Here is an 18,713-nt window from a genome sequence, read left to right on the forward strand (position 1 = left end):
TCGAAAGCACGTCTAAAATCTATATATACTTTGAATGGAATAAATTATGATTTTTCATTAGATTAATTGCAATCCGCTGATCTAGATGTGCAGATACTTTCTGGCATCGGCCCGCATACTGTAACCGTCACCTTCCAACGCGGACCCAACGCTAGAAGGAAGGTCTTCTCTAGGACAGAGAATGGCTGTTCGAGAATCCAGGTTGAACGGCTGTTATTGCCGCAAGGCGGCCCGCGGCCATTACATTAGCGATGTCTACTTTTAATGAATCGACAGGACCTTGGAAATGACTGCCTTGCGGCGCCCGCCTCAGGACAACCCGTCTGCAAGCCAGGTCAGGCTTGATTTTCAGCGGAATGCCGCGGGGGCTAGATGACCCTCCCGGAGCGGTGAACGAATGTGCGAGCGGAAATGCGCCGGCGCACCGACCTCAGATCTAAGCCGTCGGGCATGAGCGCTTGCCATTCAAGCATGTCTTCAAGTCTTCCTGCTGCCTCTAATGCCCCCCGATCTTGACAGAGCAGTGCTGCCGTCCGATGCCGTATCTCCCGGCGAAAGAAAGCGAAACTCGATGATCCAGGACAAAGCTACCGTAAGCGTTGTGGTACCGACGTCCAGGCGCGGGTAAGATCGCGTGGCGCATAATCCATTGGTTTCAATCGTAATTCCTGCGCACAACACGGAGGCAACGCTGGCGCGCGCGCTCGATTGCCTTCTCGAGCAGGAGGTCGTGGACTGGGAGGCGATCATCGTCGACGACGCCTCCACGGACCGCACCCCCGCGATCATCGCCGGTTATGTGGAACGAGATGCCCGATTTCGGACGTTGAGTTCTTGCGCGCATAGCCCCGCCGGCGCGCGCAATGACGGGATTTCGACGGCGCGCGGCCAGTGGCTGATGTTCCTGGATGCCGACGACTGGGTGTATGCCAGCTTCCTTGCGAGGTTGCTGGCCGCACTGAAAACCGCTCCCGATGCAGTAGCCGCCTATTGCGGTTCACGGCGTGTGATGCCCGATGGTGCATTCACCCCCTCGAGCATCGCTCCCGAGGTCGCGATCCAGCCCTTCGAAACGTTCGCCCGCCGATGTGCCATCGCCACTCACGCGGTGCTGGTCGACCGGGAAACAATCGTCGAATTGGGCGGTTTCGATGCGTCGCTGCGTACCTGCGAAGACTGGGATCTATGGCAGCGCGTCGCACGCCTCGGCAAAAATTGGGTGATGGTCGACGAGCCGCTCGCTTTCTATCGGGCCAGCCCCAACGCGCTCAGCCGCAATTCGACGCAGATGCTGGCGGATGCGGGAATCGTGATCGCCCGCGGCTTTTCTCCTGATCCCAGGGTCAAACGCCCAGGATTGGCTCACGCCAATGGAGCGACCGAGGCGACCGGGCGAACCGCTTCGGAAGCACTCGCGTGGTTCGCGTTGTGGAACGCTGCATCGGATTGCGGCTGCGGCGGCAGTTCGATCGATCCGCAATCCCTGCGCGCGCTCCCGGCAGGACGTAAATGGGCGCGTGAGATCGCCAAGGTGGCCCTCGATGGCCTGATGGTGGGAAGCCTGTCGGCGCCAGCGCATTTGGCTGCCCGGTGGGACAGGTTTGGCGGCGCCCTCACCGCGTTGATCATCGAACTCGGCAAGGTCTGGGGCGATCCGGCCGCGGCTCGTCGCGTCCAGTATCATCTCGAGCAAATGCTTCTCGATGCCGACGATCTTGCCGCACCTCGCAGGCTGGCGCGGACACTCGGAATTCGCGTCGACGCTCGAAATCCAACCTCAACCGAGCTTCCGGAGGGAATCGATCAAATCTATGCCTACCTGATGATGGATGGCCATATCGAAGCTGTCGTTCAGTTCGGCGTGCTCGGGAACGTGACAAGGCGTCATTGGATTGAACTCATCCTGAATTTGGCACCGCAAAAGGACGACGGTGCCGACACGTCAGAGACGCTTGCAGCCGAGGCACTGTCGACCACGGCGGAACGCCGGCCTGATCCGGACAGTCACTTCGGCAAACTCGCGCGATTGGTCTCGGAAGCGCGGGAACTGGTTCTGTCGAGCGCCGAAGCCACGCAGCCCCTTCCGGCGCCGCGCCGTTCACCGGCCTCGGATGGCCACGACAAGGATCGTACGGCGTTCTGGAACAGCTATTTTGCGACAGAGGATCCCTGGAACTACACCTCGACCTACGAGCAGGAAAAATATGAGCGGCAGCTCGAAATTCTGCCTGCCGGCCCCATTGGACAGGCCCTTGAGCTGGCCTGCGCCGAGGGCCATTTCACGCGGCAGCTGGCGCCGCGAGTGGGTCATTTGACTGCAACTGATATCTCCGCGATAGCGGTCGAGCGGGCGCGCGCGCGATGCAGCGATCAACCGAATGTTGAATTCGGCGTACTGGATTTCATGGCGGACACTCTCCCGGGCGAGATGGATCTGATCTTCTGTTCGGAAGTGCTCTACTATCTCGATGATCTGGCCGAGTTGCAGCGCTTCACCAAAAAAGTCGCCGAGGCGCTGGCGCCTGGCGGCAGTTTCATCAGCGCACACGCATTCGTGCTTCGGGACAATCCCGAAAGGACGGGCTTCGACTGGAACACATTCGGTGGCCAAACGATCTCGGAGACGTTGGCGGCGACAGAAGGCCTCGTCCTCGAGCAATCGATCCAGACCGAACTCTATCGCATAGATCGCTTCCGCCGCCTGTCACCGGACCACATGGCGACGGAGCCGGTGATTGATCATGTGCCGGTCCGCGCATCCATCGGAATCGGGGTCGCGCGAAATATCGTCTGGGGCGGAGCGCGGGCCTTGCGCCGCGACGTCGCGCGTAGCGAGCGGCGGCAGCGTATCCCTGTCCTCATGTATCACGGCGTCGCCGATGAAGGTCCAGCCGCGCTCGCCCGTTTCCGGCTCACGCCCGCCGCATTCGCTGGCCAGATGGCATGGTTGCGGGCCAATGGCTTTCACGCGGTCATGTCCGAGCAACTGGAATGGTCCATCGCCAACCGTCAGCCTTTCGCTGGCCGCCCGGTGCTCATCACCTTCGATGACGGCTTCCAGAACTTTGCCGACCATGCCTGGCCGATCTTGCGCGCGCACGACCTGACCGCCGAAGTGTTCCTGGTGACGGACCTGGTGGGTGAAAGTGCAAAGTGGGACGCCGTCAGCGGTCCGCCGACGCGGCTTATGGATGCCGGAACGGTGCGACGTCTCGCCGCCGAAGGTGCATTCTTCGGAAGCCATCTGGCGACGCATCGCGCCATCGATGGTCTGTCGAGCTCTGACCTGGCGGCCGAGCTCCTGCGCTCTCGGATGTTCGTCGAACGGTGGACCGGCCGGCCAACCTCGGCGTTCGCGGCCCCCTTCTCTATCACCGACCGGCGGCTCGGCAGGCTGGCCAGGGAATGCGGCTATCGGATTGGCTTCGGCGGCAGACACGGGCCGGCGGACCTTGATGGCGATCCCATCGACCTGCCGCGCATCGAGATTCGTGGGGATCGCTCGCTCGACGACTTTGTTGCCACCGTCGAGGCCGTGCTCAATTGAACGGCGAACTTCGTCGGTGTCATTATTTCCGCTCACCATGCGCAAGAGCGACGAGACGCTTCGCACCAGTATCGCACATGCCGCCCTAAGGCCCGAGACAGACGAAGGATTTCCATCCATTCGCATCGGGGCAGGATTTTGGTAAGCTGTCGCATCGCAACCGGGTGGAGCTGTCGTTCCTGTGGTCGACGATCGTCTTCTCGAACGCAAGATGACCGAGATCGAGCAAGCGCGAGCTTGGAGCCCGCGCGTCATGTCAAAATTCGAAATGCTTATCAGGAGCGGCGACGACCGCGCGCTGTATCGGGTCAATCCTCTGGCCTTCGCCCGCGAAGCAGTGTTTCTCTGGGGGACTCGCCGAAGAGCTGGCGATAGTTCGCTGCGAAGCGGCCAAGATGGGTGAGCCCAACCTCCATCGCGATGCTTGTGACACTCGAGCCTCTTGCTCCCCGGGCGGTGAGCAGTCGCCTGGCTTCATTGAGACGGAGCGCCCTGATGAATTCCAGCGGGCTTAGAGCAAAGGTGGTGCGAAAGGCGTACTCCAATTGACGGCGGCTGACGCCGATTTCCTTACACAACCGGATGATGGGGATGTCTTCGCGGATATGGGCGCGAATGAAAGCCTCGGCCGCCCATGCCTGCCTGAGATGACGGCTGGAGGACCGATCCAATCCTGCGTTGCTAGGCGCGCCAGCGAAGGCGTCAGCCATGCCTCGCAAATATTCCATCAACGCGATCGGAGTATGCTCCGGCAGAGCTGCACCGCTTGCGGCTGCTTCGAAGCGATCTGCCATCGCCTCCATTTGGCTTCGAAACATTTTCGCATCGGTGGTGAGCTGAACGGCGTTTGGGTGGTCTGCAGCTCCAGCCAAGATCGTGCCAGCGAAAAGTGCCTGGATCTCTACCCAGATCGACATCGGGACAACGGCGCCTGTATAGCTAAGGCCGGGCTGGACCGTTGCTGTTACGCTCGTGCCGGCGGGGATTGTCACGATCATGTCGTCTTTGAGCGGACAGATCGTTGAGTCCCGGGCCTGCTCTATGGCCACTATCGCCACGGAACCTGGGGCAAAGCCGCCGCTGGCGCGGAAGGCGCAGTTGAATTCGGCCAGATCGAGCGCCCACTTGCCGTGGGACCGGATTTGCCGGAGTCGCGACGGCAGTTGCCCTGGCGAAAGCCTGTCGACCTTCACAGGCAGCCCAGAGGCGGCATCGCCGAGCCCGCCTGGGCCGAGCTGTACGTCCCTGTGCGAAGGCGATGAAGGCCAGGTGCTCAAAAATACGTCCTTTGCGCAAAGTGGATAGCAGGATGATTGTATTAGCTGTAACTTAAATGCAAATTGCGCGAGATCAATCGGCGCAAAGTATCGCCGACTCACGGCCAATGGGGACTGTGGACGAAATAGATCTCTGGGTCAGCCGGATGCGCCGAGAACATCGAGCGCCTTTGCCATGATTATCGTGTGGCGCCGAGACCGGAGGGGCGTATTGCACAGGGTGTTGATGTGTTAATCTGTCACGTTCCGCTGCATCGCGGCCGAATTGATCTAGCGCAAAGCGAGACTTCATCCAGTCTAAGATGCTGCATCGAATATGACTTGGTCGACGAAGCCGTCTCTTCGTCGCGATTGACGGTCTACGAGGAAGAGAAATGGGGGCTATCAAGAACAGGCTTTGTCGGTTATCGGGCCGTGCACGACAACTATAGCCACGATGGCTTCGTGAACAAACTCACTCAGCAGGGGCCGATGTTGGGGTTCACCTATCAATTCGCGGTCGCCCAATAGAGGATTGTTGTGAAGTGGCTGCTTCATGGCGGCCGGGAAGCAGAACGTGGTCCTGAAGCGTCGGCCTTCAGAGTGAGTGACGATGATATCTCAAAAGCATTTACCCCTAAGGGGAGAAGGGTGGGAGAGTATGAGTATCGATCGAGACTTCCCGGCTGAAGCCGGCACAACCAACAGAATAACGCGGCGCGATGCATTGATGGCCGGCACGGCGGCTGCCGTTTCGCGCTTTGCGGTTCCAGCCGGTCTATCAGGCGCGCTTGCCGGCCTTGCCGGTGTTCAGCCCGCGGCGGCTCAAGGGACACCTCCCAACATCGTCTACATCATCTCCGACGACCAGGGCTGGAGGGACGTTGGCTTCCACGGCTCGGACATCAAGACGCCAAACATCGACAAGCTGGCTGCCGAGGGCGCGCGGTTGGAACAGTTCTATGCCCAGCCGATGTGCACGCCCACCCGGGCGGCGCTGATGACGGGACGCTATCCGTTGCGCTATGGGCTGCAGATGGGTGTTATCCCGTCAGGCGGCGGCTACGGCCTAGCCACGGACGAGTACATCTTGCCTCAGATGCTCAAGGACGCCGGCTACAAGACGGCGATGGTGGGCAAGTGGCATCTGGGTCACGCGAAGGCCGAATACTGGCCGCGCCAGCGGGGATTCGATTCGTTCTACGGCGCCCTGGTTGGCGAAATCGATCACTTCAAGCACGCTTCCCATGGCGTGATGGACTGGTATCGCAATAACAAGCCGCTAAAGGAGCCCGGATACGATAACACCCTGTTCGGCACGGAAGCCGCCAAGGTGATCGAAAAGCATGACGGGAAGGCGCCGCTATTCTTGTACCTGGCATTCACCGCGCCGCATTCGCCTTATCAGGCACCCGAAGAACATATCAAAAGATATGCTCATGTTGCCGACGACCAGCGCCGGCTCTACTCCGCCATGGTTTCCGCCATGGACGACGAGATCGGTCGGGTCGTTGCCGAGCTCGAGAAGAAGAAAATGCGCGACAATACGATCATCCTCTTCCAGAGCGACAATGGCGGTGTGCGAGATGCAATGTTTGCGGGTGAATCGAAGGTCGGCAACAGCCTACCGGCCGACAATGGGCCGTACCGCAGCGGCAAGGGCACGCTTTACGAGGGCGGCACCCGCGTCTGCGGCCTGGTGAACTGGCCGGGCAAGGTGAAGGCTGGCGACGTGAACGGCCTGATACATGTCACTGATATCTATCCGACACTTGCCGGACTTGCCGGGGCAAAACCGACCAAGAACAAGCCGCTCGATGGCATGGATGTTTGGGAAACCATTAGCGAAGCCAAGCCCTCGCCCCGCACCGAGATGGTCTACAATGTCGACCCGACCGGCGGCGCAATCCGCCAAGGCGATACGAAGCTCGTATGGGCAGCCGGTGTGTTGGAGCGGGTCGAACTGTTCGATCTTGCAGCCGACAAATCCGAAAAGACCAATCTGGCCGACAAGAATCCTGACAAGGTCAAGGAATTGAAAGGAAAAATCGTGGATATCGCCAAGCAAATGGCGCCGCCGCTGTTGATAGGAGAGGCGATCAAGCTGACCTTCGGCGCACCGCCCATTTCGGCTGATCCAGCCACGGCGTTCAATGAGCTTGGAGACTAAACGCGCAGGATCGAAGTCCGTAGCTGCAAAAACCATGGACGATGTCGCCACGGCTGTGCCACCTGGAGGGGATCTGGAGTCCGTACGCTCCGTTCCCGGGCGCAGCCCGCCATTTCCAAATATGGTGTGGGTGCCAGGCGGCGAATTCCTGATGGGCTCGAACAGCCACTATCCCGAGGAGGCGCCCGCGCACCGCGTCATGGTCGCCGGCTTCTGGATGGATCGCACGACCGTCACGAATGACGAGTTCAGGCGCTTTGTCGAGGCCAGCGGTTACGTTACGCTGGCCGAGCGTCCGGCAAATGCTGCGGACTATCCTGCGGCGGGCGCCGAGTCATTGGCGCCGGCTTCAGCGTTGTTCGTCAGGCCCACGCGCGGCATCGATCGCAGCAATCACTACAACTGGTGGGCCTACGTGCGCGGAGCGAATTGGCGGCATCCGCGCGGCCCGGCCAGCACCCTCAAGGGCCTTGAAACCCATCCAGTCGTCCATATCGCACACGAGGATGCGCAAGCCTATGCGGACTGGGCGGGAAAGGCGCTGCCGACCGAGGCCGAATGGGAGTTTGCCGCGCGCGGCGGACTGAACGGCTCGGAGTTCGTATGGGGCGACGAACTAACCCCGGGTGGCCAGCATATGGCCAACACGTACCAGGGTGAATTTCCATACCGAAATAGCTGCGAGGACGGCTACGAATGGACCGCGCCTGTCGGTTCATTCCCGGCAAACGGCTATGGACTCCACGACATGGCCGGCAACGTTTGGCAGTGGACCACGGACTGGTATCAGGAGCACCGCCGGATCGAGAGCCCATGCTGCACGATGACCAATCCGCGCGGCGGTGACCGCGAGGCGAGCTATGATCCGCTGACGCCCGATATCACGATCCCACGCAAGGTCACCAAGGGCGGGTCTTTCTTGTGCGCTCCGAGCTATTGCCGGCGTTACCGACCGGCCGCTCGCATGGCGCAGCCCGTGGATACATCCACTTGCCACCTTGGGTTTCGCTGCATCGCTCGCCTGGAACGGTGACGTCTTGCACAGCAACATCGGTTTCTTCAAGGTAGGGGCAACGGCGGGCATAGATGTCGTTGCTTGCCGATTCTATCGGAAGGTCACAGCACGATGCCACTCATGATTCGACGATTGGGAGCCTGGTATCTGGCACGCGCGGCGCGACGTCTCGGAGATTTGACTGCGATGTTCGTCCTGATTGCCAGGCCGCTCGTCTTTGGCATCGCCCTCTTGCTGGCTGGTCAGGCAGAGGCGCAGACGCCGGCGACCGTGCCGCCTGAAAGGGTCAAGCAGCTGTTCGAGCTTCTCGACGATCCGTCCGTGAAGGCCTGGGTGGTCGAGCAGCGAAAACAGGACGCCGGGCCAACCGAAGCGCCTGCCAAGGCTGGAGCTTCGCCGGCCGACGCATCGTCCGATGCCGTGGCCGCACCAGGCCAGATGAATACGATGGCATCCTCGACGCTCGATCGGATCAAGCATCATATCGAAAGAATCGTACAAACTTTGCCCTTGCTGCCGGGCCAGTTCGCGCATGTTCGGGCAAAGACCATGGAGGATATGTCCGGCAAGAGGCCTGCAGGCGTATTTCTGCTGATTGCGCTGTTCATCGCAGCCGGCCTGGCGCTCACTTGGGCAACGTACAAGTTGACCCGCCCATTCCGCCTTTGGATTATCGCGCAACCGAAGAATACGCCCATGGGGCGAGCCAAGAAGATTGGTGGCCGCCTGCTTTATTCCAGCATGCTGATCGTCTCGTTCGCACTGGGCAGCGCCGGCGCATTCATGTTGTTCGACTGGCCGATGCTCATCCGCGAGATTGTACTGACATTCCTGATTGCGGCGGTCGTTACATGGGGTGTGCGCATGTACGTCATGGCCACGCTCGTCCCTTCCTTCATGAAGGTCGAGAGCGCCGTCGAGGTTCGTGCTTTGCCGGTCCCCAACGAAGCGGCTGACCATTGGTCCTATTGGCTACCCCGGATCGTCGGCGTCTTCGCCTTCTTCGGCGCCGCGTTCCACCTCTTGCCGGGTCTCGGCATCGATCCGGACGGAATGATGGTCCTGTCGCTGGGCGCCGATTTCGTCCTGCTGTTGCTCTTTCTGTTTGCCGTTTGGCGCCGGCCAAGGAAGCGAGACGGGGCGCCCCAAAGCGGTCACACGGGAGCGACATGGCTATTGACTGCTTATTTCGTCGTTCTGTTCCTGGAGCGCATTGCCGGCTTTAACATAATCTTCTGGTTTACCTTGGCCGCATTCTTCCTGCCTTTGGCAATCGTGCTGACGCAGCGCGGGGTTAATTTCGTGCTGCGGCCGGGTTCGGAAGAGGCCGGCCGGCCGACGATCCCGGCGGTGACGATCGCTGTCATCGATCGCGGTATCAGGATGATTTTCATCCTGGCGGCGGCTTACCTTCTCGCGCGTGTCTGGGGCCTGGACATGCAATCCATGCAGGGCAGCGATACGACGACGATGTTCATATTGCGCGGCTTGATCAATGTCGTGGTCATTGCGCTTGCAGCCGATTTCGGCTGGTCGATCATCAAGGCTTTGATCGAACGAAAGCTGGGCATCGAAGTACCGCACCCCGTGATCAGCGAGGAGGAGGGCCCGATCCTCGATCCGCAGCAGGCGCGACTGCACACGCTGTTGCCGATCCTCCAGAACATTCTGCTCGCATCGATCATCGTGATGGCGGTGCTGATGATGCTCTCCTCGCTGGGTATCCAGATCGGCCCGCTGATCGCCGGCGCTGGCGTTGTCGGCGTTGCGGTGGGTTTTGGGGCGCAGACCGTCGTCAAGGACATCATTTCGGGCGTGTTCTTTCTGCTCGATGATGCGTTTCGTGTCGGCGAATATATTTCCTCGGGCAATTACAAGGGTACCGTGGAAAGCTTTTCGCTGCGCTCGGTGAAGCTGCGCCACCATCGCGGTCCGCTGTTCACGATACCTTTCGGTGAACTCGGGGCAGTCCAGAACCAGAGCCGTGACTGGGTTATCGACAAATTCAACATCACCGTTGGCTATGACACCGATATCGACTTCGCTCGCAAGCTGATCAAGCGGATCGGCCTCGAACTGGCGGAAGATCCCGAGTTCAAAAACTGGGTGCTCGACCCGATCAAGATGCAAGGCGTGCAGGAGTTCGGTGAGTACGGCATCGTATTGAGAGTCAAGGCCATGACCAGACCGGGCGGCGCCTTCGGTATGAAACGCAAATTCTATGTGCGGCTGCGCCAGGTCTTCAAGGAGCAGGGCATCGAACTCCCATTCCCGACCGTTCACGTCGAGGGGCTACAGACACCACATGAGGCACAGAATGCGCCGTTGGAGATCACACCCGCGTTAAAAATGGCCGCCGCGCAATCGCACACTATTCGTCGCAGAAAAAAAGCTGGCGCAACGGAATAGGAAAGAGCGCCATCACCGGGCCGACTGGAACGGAAACCTATTAGGGTCGAGTTCGGAACACTGGGCAAATCCGTGGGCCACGCCGGCGCTCTGCGCATAACGCGGCTGTTGAGGCTGGATTCTCCAGCCCCCTTTTGCTAGCCAGACAGGATGAGCAACCGATTGCCGCCCGCATGGGCAAAGCACCTCAAGATCCAACCCTCGCCGAAGGCGGCATCGCCGAAGGCTGCGCCACTCAAAGCGCAGTCCAACGCAGGCGCCCACCGCAGCCACGCCGACGACCTGCTTTTACGGCAGGCGCTCGAGTTGCAGCAGGCCGAACGTCTGTCCGAAGCCGAGGAAGTGTGCCACAGGGTGCTGGCTCGCACGTCAAACCATCCGCTGGCCCTGTATATCCTGGGAACGCTCGGGCTCGGTTTCGATAACGAAAAGTCACTGCGGTATTTCGCTCGGGCGGTGGCAGAGGATCCGCGGAATCCCTACTACCATCTTAGCCTCGGCGAGACCTATTTGAAGGTCAGCGAATTTACGCCGGCAATCAGGCACATCCAGCACGCCCTCGACCTGAAGCCGGATCTGGTCGAAGCGCTTTGCGCCTTGGGCAATGCCCACAAAGCGTTTGACAAGGGGGAAATGGCGTTGCCGCTCTTTGAGAAGGCGCTCAAGATAAGTCCAGATCATCCTTTGGCCCGGTTGGGGCTGCCCGAGGCACTCGCGAGCCTCGGTCGTATGGGCGAAGCCCGAATTCATCTGAAGTCGGCCATAGAACAGCGCATTTCGGTGCCGGCTGCATACAATGCACTTGTGCACACGCACAAATACACGGAAGAGCCGCCGGAACTCGCGGCAATCCTGGCAGAGCTTCGAGACCCGGACCACGGGTCGAGGGGAATGGCAGCGCTTCATCACGCGGCCGGGAAGGTGCTCAATGACACGCGCCGCTACAAGGAGGCGATTGATCATTTCAAGAAGGGAAATCAAGCCGCCGGTCATAAATTCGATCTGGAAAGCTACCGTCGCTGGGTCGATGCCACGATCGAAACCTTCACGCCCGAGCTGGTGGCGTCGAGGGCCGTCTATGGCAATCCCTCAGAGGTGCCTGTATTCATCGTGGGCATGCCTCGCTCGGGCACGACGCTGACGGAGCAGATCTGTGCCAGCCATCCCGATGTTCATGGTGCGGGCGAGCTCAGCAAGCTTAGACGAATCGCCAGTGGTATCGGTATAGGAAACCGATTCGACGCGAACATCAGCGAGTCGCTAGCGACAATTACTGGCGATCTTGCTGGGGCTTTGGCCGAGGAGCACCTTGCTTATCTGCGTGAGCGGGCTCCAGATGCCCTTCGTATAGTCGACAAGATGCCTCACAATTTCGAATTGATCGGCTTGATCGGAATTCTCTTCCCCAACGCGCGCATCATTCATTGCCGCCGCGATGCCATTGACAATTGCGTCTCCTGTTTCGTTTTGCAATTCAATGAGGCTCACGGCTATAGCGCCGATCTTGAGACACTGGGGCTTTACTACAGGGAGTATGATCGCCTGATGCGGCATTGGGACAAGGTTTTCCCGGGTCGTATTTTCGAAAATCGCTACGAGACGTTGATCGAAAATCAGGAGGAGCAGTCGCGCCGGCTCATAGATTATCTCGGATTGCCGTGGGACGATGCCTGCCTGCGCTTTTTTGACAGGGATGGCTCGGTAAATACCTACAGCCGCTGGCAGGTTCGCCAGCCGATCTACAAGTCGTCCGTCAAGCGCTGGAAGAATTACGAAAGCGAGATTCAGCCGTTGATCGACGCCTTGGGCGATCTTGCCGAGGTTTGAACGCTAGTCTCCAGGGCCGATGTCCCCGGAACCATGTGGTCGGCTCGCGCCGTATCATCATATTTGTTCCTTTCGCTAAGACACCGCGTGCCGGCTCCGAGCCAAGTGGAGAGGCGAGGCGAACTGCGAGCGAGCCTGCCGCCACGCAGTCGTGGAGAACCGGCTTCAATTCGCCCTTGGGCCTAGCGAGACGAAGGGGAGCAAAGACCCGAGGATCCCTTGCCATACAGCACGTCGCCGCGAATAGGACTCACCGACGTGCTGTAAGCTTCTGATTTTATGCATGCCGTTATCCCGGAACCGAGGACACTTCCGGGCGACATGCATTAACTCCCACCGAAAGGTGCAACTGAGCAGAATCCTGCAGAAGTCGCGGCATGGACCCTGGGGTGTTCGGTGCGTGGCTTCGCTCGTTGCGCCGCCCCTGGATGGCGAAGCTGTGAGCCTCTTCAAATCGTGTAATCTTGGCTGACGACATGCCTGCGGCCTGTCGGAATCGGCTCCGCATGCGCGCTGATTCTTTGTAATCGTGCCGAAGACCGCACTGCGCGCATTCAGCACAGCCGGCAAAACAAAAACCCGGCGGTTGCCCGCCGGGTTTTCAATTTCACCGAAGTGAAATCTATCAGAACGAGCGCTGGAAGCGGAGCATACCGCCGACCGCATCCTTCTTCGCGAAGACGGACCTGTCGGTCCAGTTGACGCCTTCTTCGCCCCAGTGGGACCAATCGACTTCGGCCGTGACCGTAAAGCCGGGAACGATGTCGTAAGCGACGTTTGCCGCGACGCTATAGTTCTTTTCGTCGTCACCCGACGCCTGGAGGTTGAACGAGGTCTTCTCGTTGAACTTGTAGGTGCCGCCGCCCCATACTGCCCAGTTGCCGCCCCACTGCTTGTAGAAGCCGCGGCCACCAGCCGGGATAGCCCAGGTCGGATCGCTGAGATTGTCGTCGGTGCCGTAGCCGGCCATGATGAACAGCGACAGCGCATCGGAGACATTGACGTCCAAGCGGACCTTGCCAGCGACTTCTTCGTAGTTGCTGTCGTAAGCCACGACGCCGGAGATGGCGCCCCAACCCTGCGTCCACTTCAAGCCGCCGACGACGTGCGGAACGTAGCTGTCGATGGTGCCGACAACACCGGAGCCTTCTTCGAGCGAGACCACCGCCGAGAAGCCGTTGCCGGCATCGAAGTAGTACTGCACGACGTTGGTGTCGAAGTCACCGTAGGGGACCAGCGTATCGTTGATGACGCTGCCAGCGTAGCCGATGAACGTATTGAAGGCCGATTCGTCCTTACCGACGCGCAGGCCACCGAGCTGGATCCAGGCGAAGTTCAGCGAAACGCTGCCGTTGCCAGCAGGATTGCCGAGCGTAGTGCCATCGGTGCCATAGCGGCCGTAGCCGTTGTTGTTGCCGAAGTTGAAGCGGGTCTCGGTGTAGGTCTTCAAGGTGCCGAGCTCGGTTTCCTGGCCGGTCCAGGTCTTCAGCGTGAAGCGGGCATGTTTGTAATAGGTGCCCTGCTGTTCGCCGTCCTCGTGATCGTTCGACTTCGCGCCGTCGAACGAGCCGACGTCGCCCACGCCGATGTCGTAACGGACATAGCCGCCGATGCGCAGGCAGGTTTCGGTGCCGGGGATGTAGAAGTAGCCAGCGCCGTAGACGTCGCAGATCTTGACGTATTCAGCGGGTTCCGGCTCGGCGACGACGACGGCGTCGGCGGCGCGCGCACCGGAAACTGCGATCAGGGCCGCAGCGGAGCCGAGAAGCAGGCTCTTGATGTTCATTTTCTGACCTCCAGTCAAAAGTTAAAAAACGGGTCTGGGTATTCTTTGCTGAAGGACAGCGTTCCCTGCCCCATCCCCACTACCGAAAAAGATGCGCACCGCGCCGCTCCTTCGAATTCGACATTACCCATGAGCCGGCGGCGTTCAACAACGATCGTACCGGCGAAAGGGCTGTTCGGCTGCTATCCCCCAGCGTTGTTGCACAAATGACACGATTTGGCCTCACTCAGAAAGCTCTCGTTAACCATCGGGTCCGCGGCAACCGCTTATTCCCGGCCGAATCCGGCGATCGGCTGACGGAATCATGGCAAGGCCTTGCGTCAACTGCCAGGAAACTGCCGCGGATCCGCCGCATCCGGGGAAAAGCCGATGTTCGGCGCGTTCACATTTCCTTGCTGGTTGACATCGGATGCCTCCTCGACATCGCCTCAGTTTCCGGACCAGCAAATCCGGCCGCAGCCGCACCATTCCGATGACCGGGCGGAAGGAAGTCATCAAGCTGCCTCCGACCGGGCGCCAGCCGAAAGAACCGCCACCAGGCTTAGCCAGGCATGGTTCCGAGCCATGTGGAACGATGCCAAGGCGGAAGTCGGCCTCGGCGCCGATGATCAGGTCGTCCCCACATCCTGCGCCACCACCTGTGCTTCACATCTTGTCCAGGGCGGCATCGACATCAGGCGCGTGCGGATGTGCCTCGGCCGTCCGCCGTCTGAATGACGCCCCCCCGAGCGCTCGGCGGCTGCGCCTCTGGGAACTTCCACGTTCCGTCCAGAACCTCCGCGCGTGGCCGATAGAGCCGCCCACATAGTTCCAGTCAGCCATTGTCGACAGGGGCAGCCTTGCCATCACGTCCTCCCCTGACGAATAGTGGCACGATCAAGCCATCGGTGCCGCGCCGTGCCGCTCGCGCGCGGTCTTGCGGATGATTTCCGCGATTTCCGGGCTGCTGCTGCACAGCATCTGGAAATCCGCCGCGTGCAGCGACAGGAGTGAGACCGCCGTTGCGGCGCTGACGGTCGCCATGCGCGGTTCGCCGCTCATCAACGCCATCTCGCCGAAGAAGGCGCCAGGGCCAAGCTCCACCGGGTGTGGCGTCGCGACGCTGACACGCCCCTCCACAACGAAGAACATCCGATCCCCGGTCTCGCCCCTGCGGCAGATCACGGCACCCGCCGGCAAATTACGAGGTCTCAACGCGCGCACGATCTCGACCAGCGCGGCCGGGCCGAGCTTCTGAAACAACGGCACGCCGGCGACCAATTGCCAATTGCGGACGAAATCCTCGCGACGGATTTCTTGATAGAAGCCGGAGGCAAGAATGCCGGCCCAGAGCGCGAAGACGCCGATGCCACACATCATGACCGCCCCGGCAAGGACGCGGCCGGCGAAACTTTGCGGAATGGCGTCGCCATAACCGGTGGTGGACAGCGTGACCACCGCCCACCACATTGCCTGGGGGATGCTGCCGAACTTTTCCGGTTGGATGTCGCGCTCGATGACATAGGCGGCGAGCGCGACACCGAACAGAACGACGCCGAAGAGCGTGGTGACGCCGATCAGGTTGCGCGCTTCGTTGGCCAGCACCCTGCCCAGTACCGGGAAGAATGTCGAGTCGCGCAGCGGCTTCAGCAGCCAGACAGCACAGTAGAGGCTGCGGTCGGGGGTGCCGTCGAGCAGAAATGCAGCGAGCGGAACCAAAACCGCGAGCATATCGATGGCGATTGCCGGCGTCCTGTCCAGAAGGTCTCCCGCCCAGCGCTTGAGCAGCGTCTCGGCCATCTGCAGAAGATAGGCGCCCCAAATGACCGCAAGCACGGCAGTCAGAGCCAGCCTGCTTCGTCCCGACATGTTCGGCATCGTGAGCGCAGCCACCGCCAGCAGCCCAGGCGCGGCCAGCACCGCGTTGAGCGGCGCGTAAATTCTCAGGAAAGGCAGTACCGACATTCTATGCCCACGAGCGGATGCTATTCCTCCAGAATAGGATGCCTTCAAGGCAAGCGCAAAGGTGCTTACTTTCGTCTTTCGCGTACTCAAAGATACGGTCCATGAGATCCGATTCGCTTGCGGTCGTCCCGCCAGTCCAGAATGAGGCGCCCTACCTTGACTTTATGGTCCAATGACTCAGTACCCGCGCCTTGAATACAGCATGAATGCCGTTCGCAAGGCAGGCGAGCGGCTGGCAAAACCCATGCTTTTCGGACCAGACATCACTGCCGGCCAGTACGTGGACGCACTCGAAATCTTCTCAATCGCCAACAGCTGGCGCGCCTCGCACTTTCTGCCGATGCGGAGCGTTCAGTTCTCTGTCGGTCACCACATGAGAGCCCTGCGACTGAAGGGCGACATGGCATCGCGTCCGAAACGCATGGCATCGATTCGTCGGAAGCTTCGAGAGTCCACCACCAATTTGGACACCATGAACGACATCGGCGGTTGCCGAGTGGTCATGCCCGACATCAAAAGTGTCCGCTCGCTTCTCGCATCGATGCGAGACAACTTCCCCCATGAGATACACCCTCGGGAATTCAACTATATCGATGAGCCGAAGCCGGACGGCTATCGAAGTCACCACATTGTTTTCCAGTACCGACCCAGAGCTGCCGACACCGAGGCTCTCGAGGGACGACGCATCGAACTGCAAGTTCGGACCACACTTCAGCACTCATGGGCAACCGCGGTTGAGGCTGTCGGGCTATTCCGACGCCAGGATTTGAAGCACGGAAAGGGCGAACAAGATTGGCTACGCCTTTTCCAGCTTATGTCGGCGGAATTCGCGCACATTGAGCAGTGCCCCGTTCATATCGGTGCTCCGGATCACAATGACCGGGTGCGAGAATTGCGGGATATCGACAGACGTATAGGGGCGACGAGCATATTGGAAGACATAAAGAATATTACTCTCTCCTCGAAGAACTTCGCACAGTCGACTGGAAAATATAGATACTACTTTATTCAATACAGCAATGATCATAATGTGACCGTCGAGCCATTCCGAACTCTTATGTCCGGCGCGCGGAAATTGGAAGATATAGAGAAGAAAATCGAACTAAGGGACAGTGATGCAAAAGCGGCCTTGGTCGAGGTAGACAAGGTCGAAAAACTTGTTGAAATGTATCCTAACTACTTTGGGAACGTCTCCTTGTTTGTAAGCAATCTGAAATCCATCTGCACGGGAAAGGCGGCGTCGAATACAGTCTAGGTCAATCGTGCCCGCGTCGTGCGCGGGGTGGCCAGGAGCAGGCTCGTTTCGCTGCCCGTTATGCCGGGAATCAACCGGATACGCCGCAGCACCGCATCGAAATCCGTCAGGGATGCCGTCCCGAGCTCTACCACCAGATCCCAGCGACCATTGGTGGTATGGATGGTCGAGACTTCCGGGAAGCCGCCCAGTGCCCGGACCACGCGGTCGGCGGCATGGCCCTCGATCTCGATGAGCATGATGCCGCGGATGCGCTGATCGACCGCGTCGGCGCGCAACACCACCGTGTAGCCGATAATGTCGCCCGACCGTTCCAGCCGCTCCATGCGTGCCCGAACCGTGGCGCGCGAGACGCCAAGATCGACGGCGAGATCCGATACGCTGCGCCGGGCGTCATGCCGCAGCAAGGTCACGAGCCGTTCGTCCAGTGCATCCATGGGGTACCATTTTGCTCAGTTTCGCTGCCATTATGATAAACTACGCTTTTCGGATTGCCAATTTTACCTGTTCGTATCGCCGGCTCGGCATGGTTCCCTCGCGGCCATCAGAACTTGGAGCGCGGGAGAAACAATGCGTTGCAGAATCGTCGGGGCGCCCGTGCAGGACGGTGCCGGCCGAATGGGATGCGAAATGGGGCCGAGCGCGCTGAGGACCGCCGGGCTTGCTGAGATGCTGTCCGGCCTCGGCCATGCCGTGGAGGATATGGGCGCCGTCCAGCCAATTCCGGTAAGGCGCGTCGTGCATGGCAACCTGGCGCTGAAGGCCCTGCCCGAAATATCGGCCTGGACATCCGCCATTGCCGCCGCGGCCTACGCAGCAAGCGAGGACGCCATGCCGATCTTTCTCGGTGGCGACCATTCGATCTCCGCCGGGACCGTGTCGGGCCTCGCCCGCCGTGCCTCGGAGGCCGGTCGCCCCCTATTCGTCCTGTGGCTCGACGCGCATCCCGATTTTCATACGCTCGACACCACCGCCAGCGGCAATCTGCACGGTGTTCCTCTCGCCTACGCCAGCGGCCAGGCGGGTTTCAGCGGCTATTTTCCCGATCTGCCGGCGGCGGTCGATCCCAAGCGTATCTGCACCATGGGCCTGCGCAGCGTCGACCCGGCCGAGCGCAGCGCGCTCAACCAGGCGGGCGTGATCGTGCACGACATGCGCGCCATCGACGAGCATGGCATCGCGCCGCTGCTGCGCGCCTTCCTGGCGCGCGTGTCCGATGAAGACGGGCTGCTGCATGTCAGTCTCGACGTCGACTTCCTCGACCCCTCTATCGCGCCGGCGGTCGGCACCACGGTTCCCGGCGGCGCGACGTTTCGCGAGGCGCATCTGGTGATGGAGATGCTTTCCGACAGCGGGCTCGTCTCCAGCCTGGACCTGGTCGAGTTGAACCCCTTTCTGGACGATCGTGGCCGAACCGCGACACTGATGGTCGACCTGACGGCGAGCCTGATGGGCCGCCGCATCATGGACCGCCCGACTCGCAGCCATTCAGGGAGCTTTTGAC

General features: G+C 60.3%; 12 protein-coding genes and 1 pseudogene. 9 read left to right on the forward strand and 4 right to left on the reverse strand.

Annotation, left to right across the window (positions count from 1 at the left end; genetic code table 11):
• Window positions 1–634 precede the first annotated feature (634 nt).
• A complete protein-coding gene (locus EN804_RS19325; RefSeq protein ID WP_135920831.1) occupies window positions 635–3,547 on the forward strand; it encodes a trifunctional glycosyltransferase/class I SAM-dependent methyltransferase/polysaccharide deacetylase in 2,913 nt (970 codons plus the stop codon).
• 308 nt (window positions 3,548–3,855) lie between these two features.
• Here EN804_RS19325 and EN804_RS38835 read toward each other — a convergent pair whose 3' ends face one another.
• A complete protein-coding gene (locus tag EN804_RS38835) occupies window positions 3,856–4,545 on the reverse strand; it encodes an AraC family transcriptional regulator (RefSeq protein WP_348642050.1) in 690 nt (229 codons plus the stop codon).
• A gap of 600 nt (window positions 4,546–5,145) precedes the next feature.
• On the opposite strand from EN804_RS38835, the gene EN804_RS19340 reads away from it, so the two are divergent.
• From EN804_RS19340 to EN804_RS19360, 5 genes are all read left to right on the forward strand, one after another.
• A complete protein-coding gene (locus EN804_RS19340) occupies window positions 5,146–5,334 on the forward strand; it encodes a hypothetical protein (RefSeq protein WP_135867312.1) in 189 nt (62 codons plus the stop codon).
• A 199-nt stretch (window positions 5,335–5,533) separates the two neighbouring features.
• The gene (locus tag EN804_RS19345; RefSeq protein ID WP_246693454.1) at window positions 5,534–6,973 is read left to right on the forward strand and encodes an arylsulfatase; all 1,440 of its coding nucleotides are present in this window, start codon (window positions 5,534–5,536) and stop codon (window positions 6,971–6,973) included.
• Between the two features lie 121 nt (window positions 6,974–7,094).
• Window positions 7,095–8,006, forward strand: coding sequence for a formylglycine-generating enzyme family protein (locus EN804_RS19350; RefSeq protein ID WP_135920966.1), 912 nt, complete (start codon window positions 7,095–7,097; stop codon window positions 8,004–8,006).
• Window positions 8,007–8,174: 168 nt separating this feature from the next.
• The gene (locus EN804_RS19355; protein WP_135920838.1) at window positions 8,175–10,397 is read left to right on the forward strand and encodes a mechanosensitive ion channel family protein; all 2,223 of its coding nucleotides are present in this window, start codon (window positions 8,175–8,177) and stop codon (window positions 10,395–10,397) included.
• 150 nt (window positions 10,398–10,547) lie between these two features.
• Window positions 10,548–12,224 carry a tetratricopeptide repeat-containing sulfotransferase family protein gene (locus EN804_RS19360; RefSeq protein WP_135882400.1) on the forward strand — a complete coding sequence of 559 codons (1,677 nt, stop codon included), beginning with the start codon at window positions 10,548–10,550 and terminating at the stop codon, window positions 12,222–12,224.
• Window positions 12,225–12,849: 625 nt separating this feature from the next.
• On the opposite strand, the gene EN804_RS19365 is transcribed toward EN804_RS19360, so the two are convergent.
• Window positions 12,850–14,010: a porin gene (locus EN804_RS19365; protein ID WP_135882398.1), complete on the reverse strand. Its 1,161-nt coding sequence runs from the start codon at window positions 14,008–14,010 to the stop codon at window positions 12,850–12,852.
• 377 nt (window positions 14,011–14,387) lie between these two features.
• Between EN804_RS19365 and EN804_RS38050 the strand changes: the two are divergent.
• Window positions 14,388–14,709: pseudogene (locus EN804_RS38050) on the forward strand (site-specific integrase); the annotation flags it as partial.
• Between the two features lie 177 nt (window positions 14,710–14,886).
• Here the strand turns inward: EN804_RS38050 and EN804_RS19375 are convergent.
• Window positions 14,887–15,954, reverse strand: coding sequence for a cyclic nucleotide-gated potassium channel (locus tag EN804_RS19375; RefSeq protein ID WP_127870105.1), 1,068 nt, complete (start codon window positions 15,952–15,954; stop codon window positions 14,887–14,889).
• Window positions 15,955–16,156: 202 nt separating this feature from the next.
• Here EN804_RS19375 and EN804_RS19380 point away from each other — a divergent pair, with 202 nt between their 5' ends.
• A complete protein-coding gene (locus EN804_RS19380) occupies window positions 16,157–17,209 on the forward strand; it encodes a RelA/SpoT domain-containing protein (RefSeq protein ID WP_189524538.1) in 1,053 nt (350 codons plus the stop codon).
• On the opposite strand, the gene EN804_RS19385 is transcribed toward EN804_RS19380, so the two are convergent.
• Window positions 17,206–17,646: an Lrp/AsnC family transcriptional regulator gene (locus tag EN804_RS19385; protein WP_095771477.1), complete on the reverse strand. Its 441-nt coding sequence runs from the start codon at window positions 17,644–17,646 to the stop codon at window positions 17,206–17,208. The genes EN804_RS19380 and EN804_RS19385 overlap by 4 nt on opposite strands.
• Window positions 17,647–17,779: 133 nt before the next feature.
• Between EN804_RS19385 and rocF the strand changes: the two genes are divergently transcribed.
• Window positions 17,780–18,712 (forward strand): arginase, encoded by a 933-nt coding sequence (gene rocF, locus EN804_RS19390; protein WP_135867308.1) that lies wholly within the window; start codon window positions 17,780–17,782, stop codon window positions 18,710–18,712.
• Window position 18,713: the final 1 nt, after the last annotated feature.

The sequence above is a fragment of the Mesorhizobium sp. M8A.F.Ca.ET.161.01.1.1 genome (genome assembly GCF_004792105.1).
GTDB lineage: Bacteria > Pseudomonadota > Alphaproteobacteria > Rhizobiales > Rhizobiaceae > Mesorhizobium.